Genomic DNA, 25,608 nt, shown 5'->3' on the forward strand with positions numbered 1-25,608 from the left:
CACTCTGAGCATGTGATGACGCTGTCGAGTGACGATGGGGTGTTGTGAATTAACGATCATCCTCACGGATCGAAGAGGGATGACGATTCAATGCCATCACTTCAATGTCCATGTAGGGGTACAAGGGCAAGCCCTGTAAAATGTTGTGTAGCTCTTCGTTGCTTTCGACATCAAAAATACTGATGTTTGAATACTGTCCTGTAATCCGCCAAATATGACGCCACTTACCTTGACGCTGTAAATCTTGCGAATAAGCTTTCTCAACCGCTTTAATCTGATTGGCTTGTTCAGCAGGCATCTCCACAGGAAGATGCACATCCATACGAACCTGAAATAACATGCGCTTTCTCCCTTAAGCCTTACGACGCAACTGCTCGATTTTGTCTTCGTCAATATCGATGCCTAGACCTGCAGTATTTGGCACCACCAATTCAAAATTTTCATAACGCAATGGTGTTTTTAAAATGTCTTGAGTCAGTAAGAGAGGACCAAATAACTCTGTACCAAAGGCAAGGCTGTCAAAAGTACTAAAGGCATGCGCCGAAGCGATGCTGCCGATCGGACCTTCCAACATAGTGCCGCCATACAGATCAATTCCCGCCAACTTAGCGATTTTGGCCACTTCACAAGCCTCGATCAGACCACCTGATTGCTCAACTTTCACAGCAAAAACATCTGCCGCATGCTGTTTCGCTAAACGATAAGCACTGTCAGGACCTGTCAAAGCTTCATCTGCCATAATGGCCACATCAAAACGCTGCGTAAGGCGAGCCAACACTTGAGTTTGTTCAATCGCACAAGGCTGTTCGATCAAATCAATGTCGCCATCTTGCAACTGCTGAATGCCTTGGATACATTCCAATTCTGACCAAGCACGATTTACATCAACACGAATGCTGATTTCAGGTCCTAAAGCTTTTTTGATGGCAATCACATGATCAACATCATGTTGCACAGGATTGGAACCGATTTTTAACTTGAAAATATTGTGGCGTTTGAGCTCAATCATTTTCTTTGCTTCAGCGATGTCTTTTTCAGTATCACCCGAAGCCAAAGTCCAAAGCACAGGGAGACGATCACGTAGACGACCACCCAATACTTCGCTTAGTGGCAAATTGAGTTGTTTCGCTTGAATATCCAAGAGCGCAGTTTGAATGGCGCATTTTGCAAAGCGATTGCCATTGATAGTTTTACGAATCAATTTGAGTGTTTGAGCCACATTTATTGAAGATTTGATCGACAATAAGAGCGGGGCAAAATAAGTATCGATATTTGCTTTGACACTTTCAGGGCTTTCTTCACCATAATTAAGTCCACCAATCGTGGTCGCTTCGCCCCAACCCACAAGACCATCCGTTGTTGTGATTTTGACCAATACCAAGGTTTGGGTTTGCATGGTCGTCACAGATAGCTTATGTGGACGTATCGTTGGGATATCGACTAATATGGTTTCGATTGTTTTGTACATTTCACACCATCACTGGTTCTTTATGCTCTTCCTATACCTTAAAAGAATGATTAAACTGTGTCTAAGACTGAATATGTATTTTTTTATACCTATTAGGTATGGAGATAAAGAATGGAACTCAGATATTTACGTTATTTTGTCGCAGTGGTTGAAGAGCAAAGCTTTACCAAAGCAGCAGAACGGCTGTTCATCGCACAGCCACCTTTAAGTCGGCAAATTCAAAACCTTGAAAATGAACTAGGTGTGCAGCTTTTTGAACGAGGAAGTAGACCACTTCAGACCACAACCGCAGGTCAATTTTTGTACCAACATGCCTTAAAACTTTTGTCTAATGCGGAAGAGGTTAAGAGTATGACGAAGCGGATTGGTTTGATTGAGCGAACCTTAACCATTGGTTTTGTAGGTTCATTATTATTTGGTTTATTACCTAGAATTATTTATCTCTACCGCCAACAACACCCACATTTAAATATTCAGTTGATAGAGCTTAGTACCACTGAGCAACTTCAAGCACTCAAAGAAGGGCGAATAGATGTTGGTTTTGGTCGGTTGAGAATCAGCGATCCTGCTGTAAAAAGAGTACTTTTGCGCAAAGAAAGACTAGTTGTTGCAGCCCATTCAAGTCATCCAATTGCTCAACGCGTCGAGGGAGTGCATTTAGCAGATTTGGTTGATGAAAAATTATTTGTTTATCCAAATACACCAAAACCTAATTTTTCAAGCCAACTTTTAAATATTTTTGCTGAGCATAGTTTGGTGCCGAAAAATGTCCGTGAATTACGAGAAATTCAATTGGCTTTAGGTTTGGTGGCTGCTGGTGAAGGCTTATGTGTCATTCCTGCTAGTGCCGATACCATTCGATTCCCACATTTACTTTATATTCCAATCCTAGATAGTGGTGCAGTCAGTCCGATTTTTATTACAGCAAGAGCCATGGATAACAGTGAAGATATCCAGTCTTTATACGATACGATTTATCAGGTTTATGATTTAGAAGGGATAGAATACAAGAGAACGACTTTTCAATGGGGGCAAACAGAATAGCCACATATTTAAAGATACTGACTTGTGGTAAGTGTCTTTATTTGAGTTATAAATAATGAATCTATTTCATATGGATAGATTCATATAAATCATTTGGTAGTGATCAAACGATCTAGTAACTTCAAAATAATTATAAATATGTAGGTCACTTCAAGTTAAATAAAACTTGAGAAAAGGATTTCAGAGATTATAAAAATGAACCAATTAAACTTCCCAATTCTTGATGCCCATATTCATCAGTGGAATCCATACACTACGCCACACTCAGCAGCGATATTGGTCAAGGCATTTGGTAAATATCCTAAATTGATGGACACAATTGTACGCGTTGTTAAACCTAAAGACTTAATCGAAACTTTAGGCATCACTCAATATGCTTTATCACCATATCTACCTTTTGATTATCGAGTTGATAGTGCAGGATGTTCGATTGATAGTGTTATTCATGTTGAGGCGAATTGGCATCACCAAAAAAACTTTGGTGTGGTTGAAGAAACAAAATGGATTCATCATTTACCTTTTAATCAGCAACAACTAAAACTTGCGGGTATCGTGGCTACAGCAGATCCAAGAAATAAAAGATTTTTGGATATTCTCAAAGCTCATCAAGATGCCAGTCCACATTTTTGTGGTATTCGTAAAATGGCAGCATGGCATCCAGATGATGGTATTCATCGCTGGTGTGATCAGCCACATTTATACACCCAGAAAAAATTCCTGAAGGGCTTTGAGCATCTAGCAAAGATGAATTTGTCATTCGATGCTTGGGGATATTCCACTCAAATTAAAGAAATCAAATCACTCGCACAAAATTTCCCTGATACAAAGATCATGGTAGATCATCTTGCAACACCAGTCGGATTATTTGGAAAAGTCGGAAAAAGAACGGGGCGAACACCAGCTGAGCGTGAGCTTATATTTGCAAAATGGAAAGAGGATATTTCAGAACTAGCTGAACAAAAAAATGTTTATACCAAAATTTCAGGATTAATGATGCCAGTACTGGGACATCAATTTTATAAACAACAAATAACGGCGAATGTACTGCAAATACAAGATTTACTTTCACCACTCATTGAACATGCGATTCAGAGTTTTGGTATCGAACGGATTGTATTTGCATCCAACTTTCCAATGGATAAACCCAACACCACCTTAAAAGACCTCATCCAAGCGTATATTGAAATGACAGCACCACTAGGTGAAGAGGCGCAGCGAGCAATTTTTAGAAGTAATGCGGAAAACTTTTATCAAATAAATAAACATTAGTTGTCATTGGAATTTCAATGCATTTGTTTTGACCAAATCCAATAAATAATTTGCAAAGTTCAATAAAATTACTCAATTTCAGCGCATAATTCTGTAAAATTAGTCGTCCTTATTAGCATTACTGATTTAAAAGTGATTTTAAATGAAGTAATGCTAATTAATCCTTTCTAAGTCAGTCTCTTATCTTCGATTTGGCTTATTTATTCATTTTTAAACTTATATTTCTTGCAATAGAACTATAAGCATATTTTAGGTGCCAGCATGGAAATCAAGGTAAATTACCTCGACAACCTTCGACAAGAAGCCAAATTCGATGACTTCACAGTAATTGCAGATCAACCGATCCGATACAAAGGGGATGGTTCTGCACCTGGTCCATTTGACTATTTCTTGGCATCATCAGCACTTTGTGCAGCATATTTTGTGAAAGTCTATTGCGCTGCACGTGATATCCCAACGGACAACATTCGATTATCTCAAAACAATATTGTTGATCCAGAAAACCGCTATAAACAGATTTTTAAAATTCAGGTTGAACTTCCAGCTGATATTTCTGAAAAAGATCGTCAGGGGATTTTACGTTCAATTGACCGTTGTACCGTAAAGAAAGTTATTCAAACGGGTCCTGAATTTGTCATCGAAGAAGTGGAAAGTATCGATGCAGATGCTCAAGCTTTATTGATGCCAAATCTTGCATCTGAAAGTACTACTTATATTCAAGGTAAAGATTTACCTTTGGAAGAAACCATTGCCAATATGTCAGCAATCTTGGCTGGTTTAGGCATGAAAATTGAAATTGCATCATGGCGTAATATCGTACCGAATGTTTGGTCACTGCATATTCGTGATGCACAGTCGCCTATGTGTTTTACCAATGGTAAAGGCTCAACCAAAGAAAGCGCATTAGCATCTGCATTAGGCGAGTTTATTGAGCGTCTTAATTGTAATTTCTTCTATAACGATCAATTTTGGGGCGAAGAAATTGCAAACGCAGAGTTTGTGCATTACCCAGATGAGAAATGGTTTAAACCAGGACCAAATGGTGAGCTACCAAAAGAAATCTTAGATGAATACTGTCTTGAGATTTACGATCCTGAAAAAGAGTTACTAGGTACGCATTTATACGATACTAACTCTGGGAATATTGAACGTGGTATTTGTTCACTGCCTTTTGTGCGCCAATCTGATGGCGAAACAGTTTACTTCCCATCAAACTTGATCGAAAACTTGTATCTGAGTAATGGTATGAGTGCAGGGAATACATTAGAAGAAGCTCAAGTTCAGTGCTTATCTGAAATTTTCGAACGTGCAGTAAAACGTGAAATTATTGAAGGTGAAATTGCACTACCTGATGTTCCTGAAGAAGTTTTGGCTAAGTACCCAAGTATTGTTGCAGGTATCCAAGGCTTAGAAGAACAAGGTTTTCCAGTATTGGTTAAAGACGCCTCTCTGGGCGGTCAATTCCCTGTGATGTGTGTCACTTTGATGAACCCACGCACAGGTGGTGTGTTTGCTTCATTTGGTGCGCATCCAAGTTTTGAAGTCGCTTTAGAGCGTAGTTTGACTGAGTTATTGCAGGGTCGTAGTTTTGAAGGTCTCAATGACTTACCTCAGCCAACCTTCCAAAGTGAAGCCGTGACTGAACCGAATAATTTTGTGGAACACTTTATTGATTCAAGTGGTTTGGTATCTTGGCGTTTCTTCAGCTCAAAATCTGATTATGATTTTGTAGAATGGGATTTCACCAATGATGGTGAGAACTCGAATGCAGATGAGGCTGCTGAATTATTTGGCATTCTTGAAGAAATGGGCAAAGAAGTCTACATGGCTGTCTATGAACATTTAGGTGCTACAGCTTGTCGTATCCTCGTGCCAGATTATTCTGAGATTTATTTAGTTGAAGATTTGATTTGGGACAATACCAATAAAGCATTGGCATTCCGTGAAGATATTCTAAATATTCATCGTTTAGATGACGCACGTCTTGAAGCACTGGTTGAACGTTTAGAAGAATGCGAACTTGATGACTATACTGAAATCACAACCTTAATCGGCATAGAGTTTGATGACAATACGGTTTGGGGACAATTGACACTACTGGAATTAAAACTTCTTATTTATATTGCTCTGAAGCAATTTGAAGAAGCTAAAGATTTAGTTGAGCAATTCCTCCAATACAACACCAACACTGTAGAACGTGGTTTGTTCTATCAGTGTATGAACGTCGTGCTAGAAGTTATTCTTGATGAAGAGATGGAGTTGGAAGATTACGAAAAGAACTTCCGTCGTATGTTTGGTGATGAACGTATGGACGCAGTTATTGGTTCAGTAGAAGGTAATGTTCGTTTTTATGGTTTAACGCCTACTAGTATGAAACTAGAAGGTTTGGATCGTCATTTACGTTTGATTGAAAGCTACAAAAAGTTGCATGCAGCTCGTGCAAAAGCTGTAAGTTAAGCCTCAAAGCTTTTGATCTAAGAAAGGTGTATGTCAATCATGCACCTTTTTTCATGATTTAAACCAAAACTTTTGAATTACGATTTTATAATTAAAAAAGATTCATCTTATTAAAAACCAATTTGATCGAACTGACATAATCTTTGGTAATTAAAAGTCAAATTTAACAACTTATTCTGCATTATATTGACTATAACGCTAAATATAAAAGTGAGTCCTACGATGAATTTCTCTTTGATAAAAAACACTGAAAAATTAGTGACAAAACCTGCAATCACATCGTTGATTCATTCAATTTTCCCACTACTTGACAGTTCTGCGTCGCAAGACGGCAAAGAATTTCCTAAAGGCTATGCATTAAAACCTTATCATCAAGCCAAACATATTGGTTGGACTCATTATGGGGTGATGATTCCTGAACTACCAGCACCTCATCAATTCTTTTCAATTATGTCAGTTATCGGCACACCCGGTGCATTGGCATTTGATACCGATCATGTATTCAAAGATTCGCCTCGAAATAATGCAACTGCGGTTATGGGAACAGCGGCTACTTATCCTGATCAATTCAAAGGTTATTCAATTCCTAAAGAATGTCAGTTATATGAAGATGGATCGCATATTCAGTTGGGGCAAAACATTACCATTACAGGAAACTATCCAGACTATCACGTGAATGCACGTACAACGGATTTCGAGCTCAATATTAAAATTACCAATACAGATAAAGTGACATGGTTTATTAAAAGCCCAATTTACGATCATTTCAGTTTGCTTTCACAGTATGAAGGTGTAGTCAGCTATCGCGGAGAGTCTCAAAAAATCAACGGACTTTGTACTTTTGAATATGCATCCTGTATTAGCCCTTATATGATTAGAGATAAAGCCATTCCTTCTGCTTTTAAAATTCCATTAGATTTTTTTACTTATCAGATTATTAACTTGGATGATAACACTCAGCTTTTACTGAATGACACACGCCTAAAAGATGTGAAAATTGTCAGCAAAGCCTTTATACGTGGTTTAGATCAATATAACCAAAGTTTTGAAGCAGAATTTGAAGTATTAAGTTATCAAGATAAAGCTGCAATCTCTCCTGATGGTGTAGAGATGAATTTACCCGAAACCTTTAGATGGGTTATTAAAGACCAACAAAAAATCATAGCTATTATAAACGGTTGTGTAGATACCCCGATGATTTATGGTCTGGGTAGTGGTTATGTCGGTGCTTATCACTATAAAGGTGAATATCAAGATACTTTGATTGAAGGGCGTGGTTATATTGAGTACATAGATCGTCAAAAATAACTTATTGGATAATGACATGAATTTAAATAATAAAACGATCATCATCACAGGTGCTTCGAGTGGCATAGGCGAACAAGCTGCGATTCAACTTGCTGATCTAGGCGCTAAAGTCTGTTTGGTTGCACGACGCGAAGAAGAATTGGAAAGGGTCAAAAGTACGATTGAGCAACGAGGCGGTCAGGCTTGGATTTATCCAGTCGACATCACAATTGATGAAGATGCAAAGGGCTGTATTGAAAAAATTTTAACTGAACACGAGAAAATTGATGTTTTGATTAATAATGCGGCACGATCCATTCGTCGACCAATCACACAAGCACTTGATCGATTACATGACTATGAACGCACGATGCAAATTAATTATTTTGCTGCTGTGCGTTTGACATTAGCCTTAATGCCACATTTTCTTACTAATCATACTGGGCATATCGTCAATGTCTCAACCATGTCGACACAAGTCCCAATCCCACTATTTTCAGCCTACTTAGCCAGCAAATCTGCACTTGAATCCTTTTCTCGTTCATTAAAAATGGAACTTGGAGATCAAGGTATAGATGTGAGTATAGTTTATTTTCCGATGGTTAGAACACCAATGTCATCAAAAACTGCAATCTATAAACACATGCGAATGTTGGATACAGAGAAAGCAGCGGGTTGGTTGGTGAAAGCTGTTCAGAAAAAACCTTATCGCGTTACAAGTCCAAGTGGTGCGATTGCTAATGCTTTATTAAATACAGCACCAAGCGCAGTCATGAATCTGACTCGACCATTGTTTCGTCTTATGGATCGTCAACTCGAAAAAAAATTATAAATAGACAGGGAGATATTTATTAATCAGTGATCACAAAAGCATGATTAATTGATCGGCATTAATATCTATCTCATCTTTTTCTAAAAGTAGATTTAAAGGGCTGTGACTTTTATTACAGGTCATATTTCGAATAATTTTAGTGCATCTTCACTAAAATGCCTTGTTTTGAGTCAAAAAAGTATGACGAAATAAAAAAATCGTATTACTAAACTGGCATGCCATTTGCTTTATTAGTTCCATCATAAAGTGATCTAGGGTTCCGATAGCCAACGGATAAAAGTTGACTATGACTGAGACCGAGAGTTCACGGTTCGCAAGAACTACACGGAGGGATAAAAGCCCGGGAGGTTGGACTTACACCTTAAAAGAGGTCATGCGAATGGGCGAATATCATAATAATCAGAGTCTTTGGACTGAAAAACTACCAGGTGGCCATCATTGGTCTGGACGAGTTCAGAAAGGGACCGTTCTTCAGTTTAAAGCTCTGGCTTCAAACGCCAATGTTTCACTGTTTTGTGTGAATGCTGAAGATAAACTCGAACGTTACAACATGCCAGACACCCTAAAAGGGCAACACACTGCATTTTTAACGACGGGCAATGTTTTATATTCAGATTTAGGGCGTGTCATGGCATCGATCGTTAAAGATGACCATGGTTGGAATGATACTTTCTGCGGGGCGAGTCGCCCTGAGCAAATCAGCAAACAATTTGGTCAACGTCGTTTTCAAGATGCCCGAAATGAAATGTACCAGAACGGTGTCGATGGCTTATTGGTAGAGATGGCGAAATTTTCACTGTCACAAACTGATTTAAGTGCAACCGTAAACCTTTTCTCAAAAGTGAGTCCCAATGATCAAGGTGCTCTAAGCTATACCCAATCAGACAATACCAGCCAAATCATTGAATTACGTTTTGAAATGGATTGTCTGGTTTTCCTTTCTGCTGCTCCACATGGTTTAGATAACAGTTCGCTCTATCAACCAAGCGATATTCAATTGTCTTTGTATAAAGCCAACTCTTTAGCCGACCACGATATTTGTCGTGATGCCTGTCCACAAAATCAACGTGCTTTTCAAAATAACGCACGTTACTACGCATTGAGTTCAGCATATTAAGCTATAGGAGAAGCATCATGACGGTTTTACATACTTTTGAAAAAGCTACATTAAGTGAAGTTTGTCCTGCGGGTGAAGCATGGATGTGCGAAGTCAAAAAAGGGCAATACTTTCGGATTATCGATTTAGAGGGCAACCAAGCTGTTGATACGTTGTTTATCTCAGCAGAAAATCCTGAAGAGCGTTATAGCGCTACAGATACGCTTGCCATGAATCAATATATCTATTTAGAAAAAGGCACATCTTTATACAGTAACTTTGGACGGTTAATTGCAGTCATTCATGATGATAACTGTGGTCGTCATGACACGTTGGGTGGTGCATGTTCTTGCGAAAGTAATACTGTGCGCTATGCACATGAAACTTATCCTATGCATAGTTGCCGTAACAACTTCATGTATGCCTTAGCCAAACATCCCATCGCGAAAAAGCACAATTTGAATGTGCGTCACATTGGTCCAAATATCAATTTCTTTATGAATGTTCCTGTTACATCTGATGGACATTTGAAATTTGATGATGGTATTTCTGCACCGGGTAAATTTGTCGAGATCAAAGCAGAAATGGATTTAATCGTGCTGATCTCTAATTGCCCGCAACTGAATAATCCATGTAATGCCTATAACCCGACACCGATCCAATTAGTGATTCGTGATGGAGAGGAGGCTTAATCTATGTTTAATAAAGTTTTAATCGCCAATCGTGGAGCGATTGCATGTCGTGTTATTCGAACACTAAAAAAATTAGGTGTCCAATCCGTTGCTGTGTACTCTGAGGCAGACCGAGATTCATTGCATGTGACCTTAGCGGATGAAGCGATTTATATCGGTGATGCACCCGCGAGTCAAAGTTACCTCAATGTTGACAAAATTTTAGAAGTCGCAAAACAAACAGGTGCGAATGCCATCCATCCGGGTTACGGTTTTCTATCTGAAAATGCTGAATTTTGTGATCTATGTGAATCGCAAGGAATTGCATTTATAGGCCCAAACTCAGCTCAAATGCGTGCATTTGGCTTGAAACATACCGCTCGAGAACTTGCAATCGAAGCAAATGTTCCGCTATTGCCGGGTAGCCAACTTTTGGCTGATGAAGCAGAGGCATTGGTTGAAGCAGAGCGCATTGGTTATCCTGTGATGCTAAAAAGTACCGCAGGCGGTGGTGGTATCGGCATGCGCTTGGTATGGAATGCTGAAGAGCTTAAAGATGCTTTCACAACAGTTTCTTATCTTGCGCAGGCAAACTTTAAAGATGCAGGACTGTATTTAGAAAAATTTGTACAGAATGCTCGCCATATCGAGGTGCAAATATTTGGAGATGGTCAAGGACAAGTTTTAGCGTTAGGTGAGCGAGATTGTTCTGTTCAACGTCGCAATCAAAAAGTTATTGAGGAAACCCCAGCACCACATTTAAATGATCAACAACGTTCATATATTCAGACTGTTGCGATTCAACTCATGCAATCCGTGAATTATCGTTCAGCGGGTACTGTTGAATTTGTGATGGATACGGACACGCAAGATTTTTACTTTTTGGAAGTAAATACCCGTTTACAAGTTGAACATGGTGTCACAGAACAAGTATACGGCGTGGATTTGGTTGAATGGATGGTCACACTTGCGAGTGGCGACTGGACAGCACCAACACAATCTTTGAAATCAGTAGGGCATTCGATACAAGTTCGTTTGTATGCTGAAGACCCGATCAAAAACTTCCAACCGAGTGCAGGTTTACTGACCTTTGTTGAATTTGATGATCAAGCACGTAATGAAACATGGGTAGAAACTGGCTCGACTGTTTCATCATTTTACGATCCTATGATTGCTAAAATTATTGTCACGGCAAATGATCGAGATGCGGCTATTCAAGCAATGAATCATAGCTTAGCCAAAACTCAGGTGGCAGGTATCGAAACCAATCTTGAATATTTACAGAATATTATTGATTGTGAAGTGTTTAAAGCAGGTACTCAAACCACTCGTTTCCTCAATACTTTTGAGTGGAAAACTCAAAAAATCGAAGTATTGCAAGCTGGCATTCAAACTTCCATACAAGATGTTACTGGGCGTTTAGGTTACTGGGATGTGGGTGTACCACCGTCTGGAGCGATTGACCCTTTATCTTTAAACGTGGCAAACCAACTACTTGGCAATGCATCCAATAGTGCAGGTTTAGAATGTACATTGCATGGACCTACTTTAAAGTTTCACTGTGATAGCCAAATCGTGCTTGCAGGTGGTGACATGCCGTCAACCTTAGATGGTGAGCACATTCCAATGTGGCAAACGGTGAATGTCAAGAAAGGGCAAATTCTTAAATGCGGTAAAATCATCACAGGATGTAGAACGTATATTGGCATCAAAGGTGGTTTGAATGTTCCTGAATATTTGGGTTCACAAGCGACATTTACCTTAGGTCAATTTGGTGGTCATGCAGGACGTAATTTGTTAATTGGTGATATGTTGCCAATCACTTCTTTTAGTTCAGACCAACAAACAAGTTTAAATGCAGAACTAGTCCCGACATTCTCAAACAGTTGGGAAATTGCAGTGATGTATGGTCCGCATGGTGCGCCTGATTTTTTCACCAAACAAGATATTGATGCCTTCTTTGAACATTCCTTCGAAGTACATTTCAATTCAAGCCGTACAGGAATTCGCTTGATCGGACCAAAGCCAGAATGGGCGCGTGAAGATGGTGGTGAAGCAGGTTTACATCCTTCCAATATTCATGACAATGCCTATGCCATTGGTGCAATCGACTTTACTGGAGACATGCCGATCATTTTAGGTCCTGATGGTCCGAGTCTTGGAGGTTTTGTTTGCCCAGCAGTCGTTGTTCATTCTGAACTTTGGAAATTAGGTCAATTAAAAGCAGGAGACAAAGTCAAATTTGTTCCTATTCGATATGAACAAGCAACCGAATTAAATCAAACCTATCATCATATGCTCAGTACTGAGCATCTTAATGATGTGCAATTTGGTCAAAGCTTTTATGCTGAGTTTGATAGCTTAAATGATGCCGTATTAGATCGTTTAGATGGTCAAGATCATACGCCAAATGTGGTGTATCGCCCCGCTGGTAATAACTACATGTTGGTTGAGTATGGTGAATTGGTTTTAGACCTGAATTTGAGATTCCGCATACATGCATTAATGCAGTGGGTTAAAGATCAAAACATCATAGGTATCATTGATCTAACACCGGGAATACGTTCACTTCAAATTCATTATGACTCACTCAAACTGGATCAACAGAATTTATTGAACCTACTCAAACAAGCAGAAACAGAATTGCCTGATGTGACTGAAATGCAAGTTCCTTCACGTACTGTCTATTTACCTTTGGCTTGGGAAGACTCTCAAACGCAGTTGGCAACTGATCGTTATATGCAAACGGTGCGTCCTGATGCACCATGGTGTCCAGACAATATCGAATTTATCCGTCGCATTAATGGTCTAAAAGATAAGCAAGCCGTAAAAGACGTGGTATATAACGCAAATTATTTGGTGATGGGCTTAGGTGATGTATATCTAGGTGCACCAGTTGCAACACCGCTTGATCCACGTCAACGACTCGTAACGACTAAATATAATCCTGCACGAACTTGGACACCTGAAAATGCTGTTGGAATCGGCGGTGCTTATATGTGTGTCTATGGAATGGAAGGACCGGGTGGCTATCAGTTTGTGGGTAGAACGACTCAAATGTGGTCTCGCTATCGTAGAAATGCAGACTTTGAGCAAGGTAAACCGTGGTTATTGCGCTTCTTTGATCAGATTAAATTCTATGAAGTTTCTGAAACAGAACTCATGCAAATGCGTGAGGATTTTAAGGCAGGACGACTCAAACTCAGAATTGAGGAAGGTGTTTTAAACCTCAAAGAATATAATCAATTCTTATCAGACAATGCTGAAACCATTTCAAGTTTTAAAGCAACTCAACAAGCTAACTTTGATGCTGAACGTCGTCGTTGGCATGAGGCAGGTCTTGCAGAATATGTCTCAGAGAGTTTGGATGCTGTTGATGAGGGTGAAACCGTCATCATTCCTGATGGTGGTTGTGCAGTTGAATCACATATGCCAGGTTCGATTTGGAAAATTGAATGTCAATCTGGCGATATTGTCGAGGAAGGAGCAACACTTGCAGTCATCGAGGCTATGAAAATCGAAATTCCGATTGTTGCACCTGAACGGATGAAGGTTGAAAGCATTACGATCGAAAAAGGACAAACTGTTAAAACAGGGCAGGTGTTGTTTACGTTGGCACCTGTGGCTTAATGAGATTGAAATAAAAAAGACCGCTTAAGCGGTCTTTTTTAATTTAAGAATTACATTTTTGAATGTGTTTATATTCGACGGCTTTTTTTCTTAAATGCTCTTGTTCCCCACAAAATAAGAGTTGACCCAACCTGAGTAAAATATAGCCACACTTTGATGCATTCAGCGTAACTAAATGGTGCGAGTTGATACATTTTTTAGGCATTTTTAAGATTGGGAAATCAGCTTCATTCTTACTTTCATTACTTATGTAGCTTATTTATCTTATGTTCTGAGCGAATCCAAACTATCTGATATTTTGGCATGCTTTCTGCTTTTATTTATATACAGTATAAATAGAGGAGAGCAACCAACTTGATCACTAAATCACACACATCGGCTCATTCCAACATGTATAAAAAGAATAACCAGAACATGAGTAATAACAATGGAATAAACTGATGCCATACAGTACTTTAAACAAGCCCCACCTCAGCGTAGTGGGGCTTTTTTTATTATTTAATTTAACTTTATTCAACAAATCTCAATCACTAAAAATTGGCACATATCCTGCATTCTAAACAAGTAATACAAAAACTAATTTTAGTAATACCCTTGTAGGAGCTGCGATATGAGTGAAGTCAAAACTAACGCTGTAGAAAGACATCCTATTAAGAAATTTCTAGTCGAATTATTTAGTGCTAGGGCAGGTTTGTATATCAAACAAAATCACCAAGAACGCAAAATAAAGGTATGAGACTGTGGCCAAGCAAAAGTTAGCTCGAATCAGTATTACTGTGCCCGAAACCACATTGAATGCACTTGATCAAAAAATTGTAGATCAACACTACGAAAGTCGTTCACAAGCAATCTTGGACATGATCAATCGGCACTTAATCGATGATCTAGCTAAAAACGATGAAGTTATGGTTGGCACTTTGACATTGTTGTATGACGTGAGTTTAAAACCACTTCGAACACAACTTGTTGACCTTCAACAACAACACTTAGCTCAGGTAATTAGTTCATTACATATTCAATTGGATGATGACAAGGTTCTACAAGTCATGTTGATGCAAGGTGTCAGTAGTGATTTGAAAGCCATTAGTCAGCAGTTCATTGCATTGAAAGGGGTAATTAAAGGGCATTTGGAATTGATGGATGCCGTCATGCCGCCAATTGCACAAAACACATAAACATTCATAGTGACAAAAAGTTCTAAATATCAAAGCATAATAGGAGCAAGCATAAGATGATCAAAAAAACTCTGATTTCAGCATCTGTGCTGACAGCGATTTTTTTAGGGGGCTGTGACAACACAGCAAAACTACCAGAATCAAAGGCAAAAACTGAAGGCAGTACCAATAGTAAGCCAATTACGATTGGCTACAGTGATTGGCCAGGTTGGGTTGCATGGCAGGTAGCAATTGAGAAAGGTTGGTTTAAAGAAGCGGGGGTAAATGTCGAATTCAAATGGTTCGATTATTCTGCATCTATCAATGCATTTTCTGCCAATCAGCTCGATGCTGTTTCTGTATCCAATGGTGATAACTTGGTGATTGCTTCAGGAGGCACCAAAGGCATCATGATTTTGGCAACTGATTATTCCGCAGGAAATGATGTCATTATTGCCAAAAGTGGAATTAATAATATTGCTGATTTGAAAGGTAAAAAAATTGCGGTTGAGAAAGGATTGGTTGATCATCACTTACTCAATACAGCTTTAGATGATGCCAAAGTAGCAAATTCTGAAGTGACATTAGTGAATGCAGTCACCAATGAATTACCTCAAGTGTTTGCAAGTCCTGATGTATCCGCAATTGCAGTTTGGCAACCTGTAGCCAATCAAGCATTAAAAGCGGTTGCTGGTTCTAAAATCATCTACTCATCCAAAGATAAGCCGGGACTGATTTATGATACTTTGACTGTCAATATGACACACCTTGCTGCAAATAAGGAAGATTGGAAAAAAATCATTCAGGTATGGGATAAAACTGTTAAATATATCAATGATCCAGCAACACGAGACGATGCTGTAGCAATCATGGCAAAACGAGTTGGTTTAGATGCTGCTCAATATGCTCAATTTATTGATGGAACCCATTTACTTGATCTGCAAGCAAATAAGAAGGTATTTACCAAATCCGACAGCTTTGATTCTATCTATGGCTCAAGTTATCACGTCAACGAATTTAATTTTAAAAATGGAGTCTACGCCACTAAAGTGGATGTTGATGGCGTGATATTCCCAACGCTTATTGAAGAGGTGAAATAGTTTTATATATTGAGTAAAATACCTTTAAATTCAATCATTAACCCTTAAAAAATCTCCCTTTCATGAGGGAGATTTTTTTATCTATTAAATATATCAATGAATACTTCCATATAAAAAACCCACTCTTGTAAGTGGGCTGTAAATTTTTTACTTTCTTGACGTATCGGCGTTTCAATCTTCGCTTACCTTAGTCATACGAGGAATCAACGGCAAATCCTCAAGTGCTGGATCGAGTTGATCTTCATCGGCATGAACGAGTTGATCCACACGTTGACGCAATGCTTTAAATTCAGGGCAAAGCATTTGATCTGGATGACGTGGGCGAGGTAAATCTACTTCGATAATTTCTTTTATTTCACCAGGATTGGCTTTCAGTGCGACGATACGGTCAGCGAGTAAGATCGCTTCATCCATATCATGAGTGACAAAAATAATTGTGATATCAATATTTTGCCATAAATCCATCAAGTGCCGTTGCATCTTCTGACGGGTATGTGGATCAAGTGCGCCAAATGGTTCATCCATCAATAGAATTTTGGGTTCATTCACCAATGCTCTAGCAATCGCAACACGCTGTTTCATTCCACCAGAGAGTTGATGAGGATACTGATTTTCATATTTTTCTAAGCCGATAATATTAATCCATTCTCGTGCTTGAGCCTCAGCGGTACTATCACTTTGTCCCTTCATTTTTGGACCGAACATCACGTTTTCTTTGACTGTTTTCCATGGAAACAGTGTATATCCTTGAAACACCATACCGCGCTCAGGACTAGGACCTATGATCGGTTGTCCATCAATCAAAATCTCTCCACCTGAATAAGAATCAAGTCCAGCAACAATCCGACTGAATGTTGACTTACCACAGCCAGAAGGACCGATCACACAAATAAACTCACGTTTATGAATCTTTAAATCAATTTGGTTTAAAACAGTTCGTTCAGTTTTACCGTGTTTGAAGCTTTGCGTGAGTTGTTTTGCTTCTAGGATGACAGCACGTTCATAAATATGATCAAAATATTCACGAGCATTGAAATGGGTATTTGTCATTGGTGTGCTCCTGATTTCCATTTAAAAAGCTGCTGCCCAAGTTTCATTAAAATGACATCACAAATCAGACCAATCACACCAATAATGAGAATGGCTGCATAAACATTGTCAAAATTTTGGTAACGTGCTTGTTGGGTAATAAACCACGTAATACCTGATGTGCTCCCAATCAATTCAGCAACGATCAAGTAAGTCCACGCCCAGCCCAACAAAACTCTCAAATCTCGATAAATCTCAGGCAAAGCAGCAGGAATCACCACATGAATCAAGCTTTTGGTTTTGTTCGTTCCAAGTGTAAAACCTGCTTCAATTAAACTGCGATCAACTAATCGAGTTGTATTGGCAATAATTAAAATCTGTTGAAATAACGTACCTATGATAATAATGGCTATTTTTGGTGCATCGTTGATACCTAATATGGCAACTGCCAAAGCACCAAAAGCAGGAGCTGGTAGATAACGAAAAAACTCAACAAAGGGTTCGGTAAGTTGAGAAATTGTTTTAGAAAAACCACACAAAATACCTAAGGGCACCCCGACCAAAGAAGAAATAAAAAAGGCGGTAAATACGAGTTTAATACTGTGCCAAAGACTTTCATGAAACCACGGATCATTAGCTTGCGCGGGTGGTGTTGTAAAAGCGGTTACTAATGCAATAGCAACTTCATGCGGTGCTGGCAAATAGATAGGATTAACAAGAACACCTTGTGGCGGTGTGTTTCCTTGGTCTAAAGCACTTTGTGCTTCGGTATAGAAAATATCTTTAGCAATTCGACTATCGACCTGTAAATAGGTCACGCTGCCAGAATCTGTAATCTTTACTTGTGGATGCCAAATAAATGGAAAGTAACTCACAGCACACCACAGTAAAATCGGTATTAGAAATGACCCGAAACCAAATAACATTTTGCTTTTTTGGCTGAGCTCGCGTGCAACGTAACTCATATCTACTGCCTCTTAATATTACAATTTTTATAAAACGTAATACTGTTTAAGCAAAATAGATGCCAAGCAGGCTTATTTTCAGTTTGAGACTGAAGTTAGAGCAGAATAAATCTGTTTTATAATGAAAAATGGCTGATTTTGATAAGTATTGGCTGAAAATAAAACAAAAAAATTGTTTGAATGCCGATTATCACTTTTTGCGCGGACTGAAACGATGACGGATAGTTCAAATCCATTATTTCCAATGAAAAATAAAAATGTTTGGCGTAGTTGGATATTAAAGTCCCTCGTAATTTTTGGTGCATCTTTATTAAGTCTATACGCTATTTTTGCAATTGATATGGGACGGGTAAATATTGCGCCAGCAATCTTTGGTTCAGAACAAATTTTAGAGCAACGTCACCAAACCAACAAAGCTGCTGATACTGATCATTCTGATGATCCTGCATTGAATCAAGCTTGGCAACACTCTGGGGTATGGTTATATGCAATGAGTAAAGTTACATCTGATCAACACTCGTATGGTACAGATAGTTACTTCACCTATTCGATGTACCATTATGCAGAAATGCCAATTAAGAACATGGTCGTACTGTCATTTCATAATGTGATGGGAGGAATTTGTATGCTGTTTGGCGCTTTACAGTTCTGGCCAGCCTTTCGACATAGATATCCACGTTGGCATCGAGGCTTTGGTGCTTTATACATGGTGACGGCACAGCTTGCGATGATTGCAGCTGCAATTTATCTCACGATTACACCTGTTCAGACCATTTACGATTCGTTTTCATTTTATGTAGGTCTATGGATTTTAGTAATTATTGTAACTATTAGTTTATGGTTATCTATTTATCATTTAAAACGCAAAGAATACGCTCAGCATCAAGCTTATATGGCGATTAATTTCGGTGCTTTGTTAACTGCACCAATCCTGCGCTATAACTGGGTTTTGGGTGGTATATTATTTCCTGATGTAAGCTTTAATACTTCAAATTATTGGGGCGCGGGGATTTTATTACCGCAGTGTTTTGTTATGGGGTACTTATTGTTGTGTTTATCTCGTAGCTTTCAAAAAGATCGACCATTTAGTTTGGTAGCAGCTCAACAAATCATTTCAAAAACTCGATCTCTTATTGTGAGTGGACTAATTGGTATACTGCTCCTGTGTTTATTAACCAATATCTATTATTTGTCTATCACACCAGATCTTTCATTATTTTCAAATGCTGAACGATACATACCTTTAGGTCTTATCGAGGTCTACAATCAAGCTGTTTTGCAACACCAAGGATTACGTTATTGGTTTATAGCCGCATCTATCGGCTTAATTGGCGTTGGTATTTGCTTTATCAATGCGAGTTTCTTGAAAATTGAAGTAAATCATAGTCGTGTAAGATTACTTGCAGTTTGGCTAATACTATTTGGACTAATTCTTGGAACTATCTTAATGATCTGGGCTAAGTATATGGGCGTTCCAAGTATCACGACGCTTAGTGGTGGTACGCATATGGGGTTATTTGCTGTCCTAAACTTTTTATTTGTAGCACTATTGGCGTATGCTGTGATTCAGAATAAGCCTTATTTGATACGTGAATGGGGATTATTCCTCATATTGTGTAGTGTCAGTCTGCCAATGTCATATCTCATCCTACACTTTTTAATGTTGCTTCCAATTACTGAAATATTTATTCAGCAAGGGCATGTCTATCGTTTAGCCGCAGATGCAGGTCCTATTTTGCTAGTTTTTGGATTGTTTTACGCTGCTTATAGTCAAGCAACATTAAGTAAGTTTGCTCGTTAATCATTTGGATAAAGAGTAGGGAACAATGGCTTATACACCTCTTAGCAATTTACATTTTCCAATCCAATATATTGAGGTTTGCGACAACCTAATCAGGGCTAAAGGAGGTGATTTAGCCTTGTTTCATACACAATGTGGATTAAATACATCTGACTTACTTGACCCATTATTGATGATCCATGGTGAGCAATTACTTCGAGCGTATAGTCTAGTTCAAGAGTATTGTACTGATGATCGTCCAGCATCATTACAAGTTCTTGAGCATTTCCCACTCACATCACATGGGATGTTAGGCATGTTAGCTTTGGCAGCACGCTCAATAGGCGAGGCTTTACAAGCTGCTTTGGAGTTTTTCCCATTGATGATGCCTGCATTTAAAGTTCATAAATCAATCCAAAACGAGCATGTTTATTTGTCTTTTGAACGAGTATGTGATTTTGGTGAGCAAAATAGATTCTTTACAGAGTTAGTGATGATGGTTCTTTATAAAATAGAACCATTTACTTTACATCCTTTAAAGAACATTATGATTGAGTTTGAACATCCAATTAGTGATGCCTATCAAGCATTTATTAAAGAGCTCAACACTGAATTCATTATTCATGATTCAAGCCATAGAAATGTACTTTATTTTCCACAAGAAAATTTAGATATTCCTTTGATTACCCAAAGCCCAACCATGTTTCAGCTTTTACAAGACAACTTAAGACAAAGAATGCAGATGTCTCAGCAGTTAAAACCTGTTTCTATGCAAGTGAAACGTCTGATCGAACTCTTATTGGATGAGAATCGATTAATAAATGCGGAAGTCATAGCCAATCATTTGCATCTATCAAGTCGAACTCTGACAAGGCGTTTGGCAAATGAAGGAAATAATCTCGCTCAACTACATCGTGAGGTTGCAGTTGAATATGCAGGATGGTTATTAATAAATTCCACAAAAACCATCGCCCAAGTGGCACAAAAATCAGGATTTAGTAATGAATCTAATTTTTCCAGAGCCTTCAAGAGTGTAATGGGCTACACACCTAGAGAACATAGAGAAAAACAAAATAAAATTTGATGAAATAAAAGGAAGATGATCAGTTCATATCAGATTTTAAATAAGAAAGGCTGAACATTAAAATGCCAGCCCTACAAGTTGAATAAAATTTTAGGATTTATTGAGTGATGTTGTAAGCTCATCCCAACGCTGTATCGCACTGTTCATCGCTTGCGCTTTCACATGCCCAAAACCTCGCACCTCAGCAGGAAGTTTGGCAATTTCCTCCGCAACGACCAGATTGTATTTTTCAGGTGATTCAATTAAAGCCTCGACAAAGCTGATATAACGGTCACGCCACGCTTGTTCGTGCTGACGTTCTGTTTGACGAGCAAACGGGTCTAGGAAAGTTTCACGTAGCCATTGTAAACGTGCCAATAGCATCAAAGGGAAACGGATCCAATATCCAAAAGCACGTTTACGAATATTTTGATGTGCACCCAGTACAGGTGGAGCTAGGTGATAGGTTAGACGTAAGCCTTCTCCAAACTGTGAGGCTATAGACTGTTTGAATTTTTTAGCTGTAAGTAAACGTGCAACTTCATACTCATCTTTATAAGCCATCACTCGATAAAGTTGAGTTGCAATCGTTCCAGCTAATGATTCAGGTAATTTTTCCGCAGCGCTCTCTACTAAGTTTTTATACTTCAAGGCGTAAACTTCATTCCAATATTCACGCAGACGAGTAGTACGATCTTCAATTAGTTCCGACATGGTCTGAGGTTTATTAAGTTTTGGCATCGCTGCGACTAAACGCTGAATTAAACTAGGATCACTGCTCAGATGACAACCGATGCGGAAAGCCTCGATATTCTTATCAACCGCCGTACCATTTAATTGAATTGCTTTTTCTATACTTTCTCTTAGTAGCGGTATTTTTCCTGATTGCCAAGCCATACCTAAAAGAATTTGGTTGGTATAGATCGAATCTCCGAGTACTTGAGTGGCAATACTAGCTGCTGGCAATGTAATTAGTTTTCCGTGATGTACACGTCCTTTCAAACGAGTAATTAAGTCTGTAATCGGAGCATACCAATCCCGAGATTCAATAAAACTTAACGTTGGAGAGGCATCTTCATTCACGATCACCACTGCTTCATCTCTTAGGCGTGATAACGCAGCTTTGCTACCTGCTACGATTGCATCGGCACCGATTAAAATATCACATTGACCAGCAGGAATTTTTGTTGCTGAAATTTGCTCGTCATCTGAAGCAAGTTGTACATAGGAATATACTGTTCCACCTTTCTGTGCTAATCCTGCCATATCCATGACACGTGTCGCTTTACCTTCAAGATGCGCAGCCATTCCTAACAATGCACCTAAAGTAACCACACCTGTACCACCAACACCACCCACCATGATTCGGCTCGGTGTATTTTCCAAGCTAGGAATGATTGGTTTTTCTGGCCAGCCAGCAGGAAATCCTTCAAATTTTTCAAGACGTTTCATATCACGTGTATGTACAGTGACAAAACTTGGGCAAAAGCCTTCGACGCAAGTAAAGTCTTTATTACAGGTACTCTGGTTAATTTGTCGCTTAGTACCTAATTCTGTTTCTACAGGTTCGACAGATAAACAGTTCGATTGTTTTGAACAGTCACCACAGCCTTCACAAATATCAGTATTAATAAATAAACGTTCAGCAGGGTCAGGGTAGGCATTACGTTTACGACGACGACGTTTTTCGCTAGCACAAGTTTGAACATAAATTAGGGCTGTTACTCCCGAAATATCACGTAATTGACGTTGGATTGCATCTAATTCATTACGGTGATGAATTTCTACATCAGGTGCTATACCTTCTTCGGCATGTATCAGCTCAGGTTCATCAGTCACGATAACCTGTTTTTTTATCCCTTCAGCGGCTAACTGACGCGTTAGTTGAGCAACACTCAAATGTCCATCCACATGTTGTCCGCCCGTCATTGCAACAGCATCGTTGTAGAGGATTTTGTAAGTAATATTAATTTTTGCAGCGATGGCTTGGCGAATAGCAAGATAACCCGAATGGAAATAAGTTCCATCACCTAGATTAGCGAAAATGTGTTTTTCATTAGTAAAATGCGATGCACCAGCCCAACTCACACCTTCACCACCCATTTGTGAATAGGTTTCTGTACCACGATCAAGTGAAACTGCAATGTAATGACATCCAATGCCACCTAATGCACGACTACCTTCGGGTAATTTAGTTGAAGTATTGTGAGGACATCCGCTACAGAAAAATGGTTTGCGATCAGCAATATCTAAAATACGTTGAGATTCTTGTTCAGCTGTTTTTAATAAGCCAACTCTGTTTTGAATTTGTTCTTTTATATGAACTGGAATATCCAAGGCGAGAAAACGTGCTGCCAACATTTTTGCAATTGGTTCAGGCTGAAACTCGTAATATCCAATTAAGGGCGCTTCCTCAGTAGATGTGCTCCATTCGCCCTTACCATCACAAGCTTTACCAATAATATGAGGGCGTTGATGATCAGGTAGTGAATACAACTCATCTTTAATTTGAGATTCAAGAATCGGGCGTTTTTCTTCAACAACGATCAGCTCTTTTAAACCTTCTGCAAACTCATGTAATCCTTGTGGTTCCAAAGGCCAAATAAGACCGACTTGATAAACTTTTAAGCCAATTTGTTCAGCAATATCGTTATCAATCCCTAATATACGCAAAGCTTCAATCGTATCGAGATAACCTTTGCCACTCGCAACGATACCGATACGGGCATTTTCACATGACCAAGTGACTTTATTGAGTTGGTTGGCACGTGCATATGCTAAGACAGCAGGTAAGCGGTATTTGTAAAGTCGTTCTTCTTGTTGGATACCATGATCTGGCCAGCGAATATTAACGCCATCATCAGGAAATTTAACATCTTTAGGCAAGACTGGAATGACACGATCCTCATCAACATGTACAGATGCTGATGTCTCTACGATTTCACTCACGAGTTTCATGGAAGTCCATACACCAGCAAATCGTGACATTGCGACCGCATGAATACCAAGATCAAGAATATGTTGTACTGAGGTTGGATAAAAAATAGGGATACCGCAACCGATCATCACGTGTTCAGACTGATGCGGAACAGTGGAGGATTTGCAAGAATGATCATCACCAAATAGGGCAACAACACCACCGTGTTCGGCTGTACCTGCGAGGTTGGCATGGCGTAGCACATCACCTGAGCGATCTACACCGGGACCTTTGCCATACCACCAAGAAGTAACACCATCAAATTTACCTTGACCTGCTAAATTGGCTTGTTGGGTACCCCAAATCGCGGTAGCAGCTAAATCTTCATTAATACCAGGTTGAAAGACCACATCATGATCTTTCAAAATTCCTTCAATTTGCCAAAGAAAATTATCATAGTTACCAACAGGTGATCCGCGATAACCTGAAATAAACCCAGCAGTATGGTAACCATTTTTACTATCACGGCGGGTTTGAGCGAGTGGTAAGCGCACCAAAGCTTGAATACCTGTCATATAAGCCGTGCCGTTATCGCTTATGTATTTATCATCAAGGGATACATCTTTAGTCGGTATCTTTTTAGGTGTAAATGTCGTAGCGATATTCATTTATGTCTCCTTTGTATTATGTAGTTCGAGCTACTTTCTTTTCTCAACATCCGAGTTGACTTTTGGAGTTATAGACATACAACGATCAAATCATGCGCTGAACCGTCAAAAAAATACGCATGGATGTATGTACATATTTACCATTGTGGTTGATCTAAACTGGTGCAACAATGCGTAATTTAGGAAAAGATATTTACGTTATGCGCAAAAATCTCGATGGTGGACTGTTGCATGCAATGCATGCTTTCCTGAAAGTGATTGACAGTGGAAGTTTTACAGCAGCTGCTGAACAGATGGATTTGACCACAGCTCAGGTATCACGTCTGATCAGCGAGTTAGAGTCACGGCTTGGTGTTAAACTGATGCAACGCTCTACACGGCAGCATGCATTGACAGATATTGGTGCGCTTTATGCTGAGCGTTGTCGACAAGTGCTATCGATCATAGATGAAGCAGAGTCTGAAGCTACAGGAACGGCAACAAAGCCAAAAGGACGGTTGCGTATTTTGAGTATGGCAAGCTTTGGGCATTATTATATATCGCCTGTAATGGCTAAATTTTGCCAAAGCTATCCAGATTTGACGGTTGAATATCGAACTTCGCAGAACACACCAGATCTTTTAGGTAAGGGAATTGATGTCAGCTTATATTTAACTGAATCACTGACTGACTCCAGATTCGTATCGCGTCGTATCGGCACCATATTTTCAGTGTTGTGCGCATCTCCTGCATATTTAGAAAAGCATGGCATACCAAACTCACCTGAAGATTTGTACAACCATGCATGTCTCCGTTTGGTCAATCCATCAATTACACCTGAATGGCATTTGATTAATGAAAAGGGTGGTTTTCATGAGATCAGTACGAGCGGTCAAATTGTGGCTGATACTCCTGAGTTATTATTAGATGTCGTACAACAAGATATGGGAATCGCATTATTACCGATGTTTTCAGTGATTGAAGCTGTTCGGGCAGGTCGATTGTGTCATGTCTTACCCGATTGGCGTTCACCTGATATTGGTGTTTATACCTTATTACCGTCAAGAGATTATATTGATGCAAAAACTCGTGCTTGGTTGGATTGGGTAGAACAATATATTTCACCAAAAATTAAATCAGATACTTCTTATTTTTATCAATTAACACATACTGAATGATCTAAATTTAAGTCAAAAATA

The 25,608-nt window shown here is 39.1% G+C and carries 18 protein-coding genes and 1 riboswitch; of the genes, 13 read left to right on the forward strand and 5 right to left on the reverse strand.

Annotated features, from left to right (window positions below; genetic code table 11):
* Window positions 1-49: 49 nt before the first annotated feature.
* Window positions 50-340 (reverse strand): muconolactone Delta-isomerase, encoded by a 291-nt coding sequence (catC, locus tag H2677_RS07885; RefSeq protein WP_004911173.1) that lies wholly within the window; start codon window positions 338-340, stop codon window positions 50-52.
* A gap of 12 nt (window positions 341-352) precedes the next feature.
* On the reverse strand, window positions 353-1,468 hold the full coding sequence (locus tag H2677_RS07890; RefSeq protein WP_212639541.1) for a muconate/chloromuconate family cycloisomerase: 1,116 nt from the start codon (window positions 1,466-1,468) through the stop codon (window positions 353-355).
* Between the two features lie 111 nt (window positions 1,469-1,579).
* Between H2677_RS07890 and H2677_RS07895 the strand changes: the two genes are divergently transcribed.
* The 10 genes from H2677_RS07895 to H2677_RS07940 all read left to right on the forward strand — a co-directional run bounded on the left by H2677_RS07895 (window position 1,580) and on the right by H2677_RS07940 (window position 16,008).
* On the forward strand, window positions 1,580-2,512 hold the full coding sequence (locus tag H2677_RS07895; RefSeq protein WP_004954319.1) for a LysR family transcriptional regulator: 933 nt from the start codon (window positions 1,580-1,582) through the stop codon (window positions 2,510-2,512).
* Between the two features lie 195 nt (window positions 2,513-2,707).
* The gene (locus tag H2677_RS07900; RefSeq protein ID WP_212639542.1) at window positions 2,708-3,781 is read left to right on the forward strand and encodes an amidohydrolase family protein; all 1,074 of its coding nucleotides are present in this window, start codon (window positions 2,708-2,710) and stop codon (window positions 3,779-3,781) included.
* Window positions 3,782-4,042: 261 nt separating this feature from the next.
* Window positions 4,043-6,238, forward strand: coding sequence for an OsmC domain/YcaO domain-containing protein (locus H2677_RS07905; RefSeq protein WP_212639543.1), 2,196 nt, complete (start codon window positions 4,043-4,045; stop codon window positions 6,236-6,238).
* A gap of 222 nt (window positions 6,239-6,460) precedes the next feature.
* The gene (locus tag H2677_RS07910; protein ID WP_212639544.1) at window positions 6,461-7,546 is read left to right on the forward strand and encodes a DUF6670 family protein; all 1,086 of its coding nucleotides are present in this window, start codon (window positions 6,461-6,463) and stop codon (window positions 7,544-7,546) included.
* 16 nt (window positions 7,547-7,562) lie between these two features.
* Entirely contained in the window at window positions 7,563-8,357 is a 795-nt protein-coding gene (locus tag H2677_RS07915) for an SDR family NAD(P)-dependent oxidoreductase (protein WP_212639545.1), read from the forward strand.
* A 240-nt stretch (window positions 8,358-8,597) separates the two neighbouring features.
* Window positions 8,598-8,706: riboswitch (guanidine-I (ykkC/yxkD leader) on the forward strand.
* A gap of 24 nt (window positions 8,707-8,730) precedes the next feature.
* A complete protein-coding gene (locus H2677_RS07920) occupies window positions 8,731-9,474 on the forward strand; it encodes an urea amidolyase associated protein UAAP1 (protein WP_407929293.1) in 744 nt (247 codons plus the stop codon).
* 17 nt (window positions 9,475-9,491) lie between these two features.
* The gene (locus H2677_RS07925; RefSeq protein WP_125298739.1) at window positions 9,492-10,145 is read left to right on the forward strand and encodes an urea amidolyase associated protein UAAP2; all 654 of its coding nucleotides are present in this window, start codon (window positions 9,492-9,494) and stop codon (window positions 10,143-10,145) included.
* A gap of 3 nt (window positions 10,146-10,148) precedes the next feature.
* Window positions 10,149-13,754, forward strand: a complete 3,606-nt coding sequence (gene uca / locus H2677_RS07930; protein ID WP_212639547.1) for an urea carboxylase — start codon at window positions 10,149-10,151, stop codon at window positions 13,752-13,754.
* A 740-nt stretch (window positions 13,755-14,494) separates the two neighbouring features.
* Window positions 14,495-14,929, forward strand: coding sequence for a CopG family ribbon-helix-helix protein (locus H2677_RS07935; protein ID WP_004954346.1), 435 nt, complete (start codon window positions 14,495-14,497; stop codon window positions 14,927-14,929).
* Window positions 14,930-14,985: 56 nt separating this feature from the next.
* A complete protein-coding gene (locus H2677_RS07940; RefSeq protein ID WP_212639548.1) occupies window positions 14,986-16,008 on the forward strand; it encodes an ABC transporter substrate-binding protein in 1,023 nt (340 codons plus the stop codon).
* Between the two features lie 171 nt (window positions 16,009-16,179).
* On the opposite strand, the gene H2677_RS07945 is transcribed toward H2677_RS07940, so the two are convergent.
* Both H2677_RS07945 and H2677_RS07950 read right to left on the reverse strand, forming a co-directional pair.
* On the reverse strand, window positions 16,180-17,058 hold the full coding sequence (locus H2677_RS07945) for an ABC transporter ATP-binding protein (protein WP_125272698.1): 879 nt from the start codon (window positions 17,056-17,058) through the stop codon (window positions 16,180-16,182).
* Window positions 17,055-18,002, reverse strand: coding sequence for an ABC transporter permease (locus tag H2677_RS07950; RefSeq protein ID WP_212639549.1), 948 nt, complete (start codon window positions 18,000-18,002; stop codon window positions 17,055-17,057). Before H2677_RS07950 ends, H2677_RS07945 begins: the two co-directional genes overlap by 4 nt.
* 214 nt (window positions 18,003-18,216) lie before the next feature.
* Between H2677_RS07950 and H2677_RS07955 the strand changes: the two genes are divergently transcribed.
* Together H2677_RS07955 and H2677_RS07960 are read left to right on the forward strand one after the other, a co-directional pair.
* Window positions 18,217-19,803 carry a DUF2306 domain-containing protein gene (locus H2677_RS07955; RefSeq protein WP_212639550.1) on the forward strand — a complete coding sequence of 529 codons (1,587 nt, stop codon included), beginning with the start codon at window positions 18,217-18,219 and terminating at the stop codon, window positions 19,801-19,803.
* A 25-nt stretch (window positions 19,804-19,828) separates the two neighbouring features.
* Entirely contained in the window at window positions 19,829-20,866 is a 1,038-nt protein-coding gene (locus H2677_RS07960) for an AraC family transcriptional regulator (RefSeq protein ID WP_212639551.1), read from the forward strand.
* A 90-nt stretch (window positions 20,867-20,956) separates the two neighbouring features.
* On the opposite strand, the gene H2677_RS07965 is transcribed toward H2677_RS07960, so the two are convergent.
* Window positions 20,957-24,430 (reverse strand): indolepyruvate ferredoxin oxidoreductase family protein, encoded by a 3,474-nt coding sequence (locus tag H2677_RS07965; protein WP_212639552.1) that lies wholly within the window; start codon window positions 24,428-24,430, stop codon window positions 20,957-20,959.
* A 200-nt stretch (window positions 24,431-24,630) separates the two neighbouring features.
* On the opposite strand from H2677_RS07965, the gene H2677_RS07970 reads away from it, so the two are divergent.
* Complete coding sequence (locus H2677_RS07970) at window positions 24,631-25,587, forward strand: LysR family transcriptional regulator (protein WP_026057409.1); 957 nt, start codon at window positions 24,631-24,633, stop codon at window positions 25,585-25,587.
* Window positions 25,588-25,608 lie beyond the last annotated feature (21 nt).

Source organism: Acinetobacter junii (assembly GCF_018336855.1).
GTDB classification, from domain to species: Bacteria; Pseudomonadota; Gammaproteobacteria; order Pseudomonadales; family Moraxellaceae; genus Acinetobacter; species Acinetobacter junii.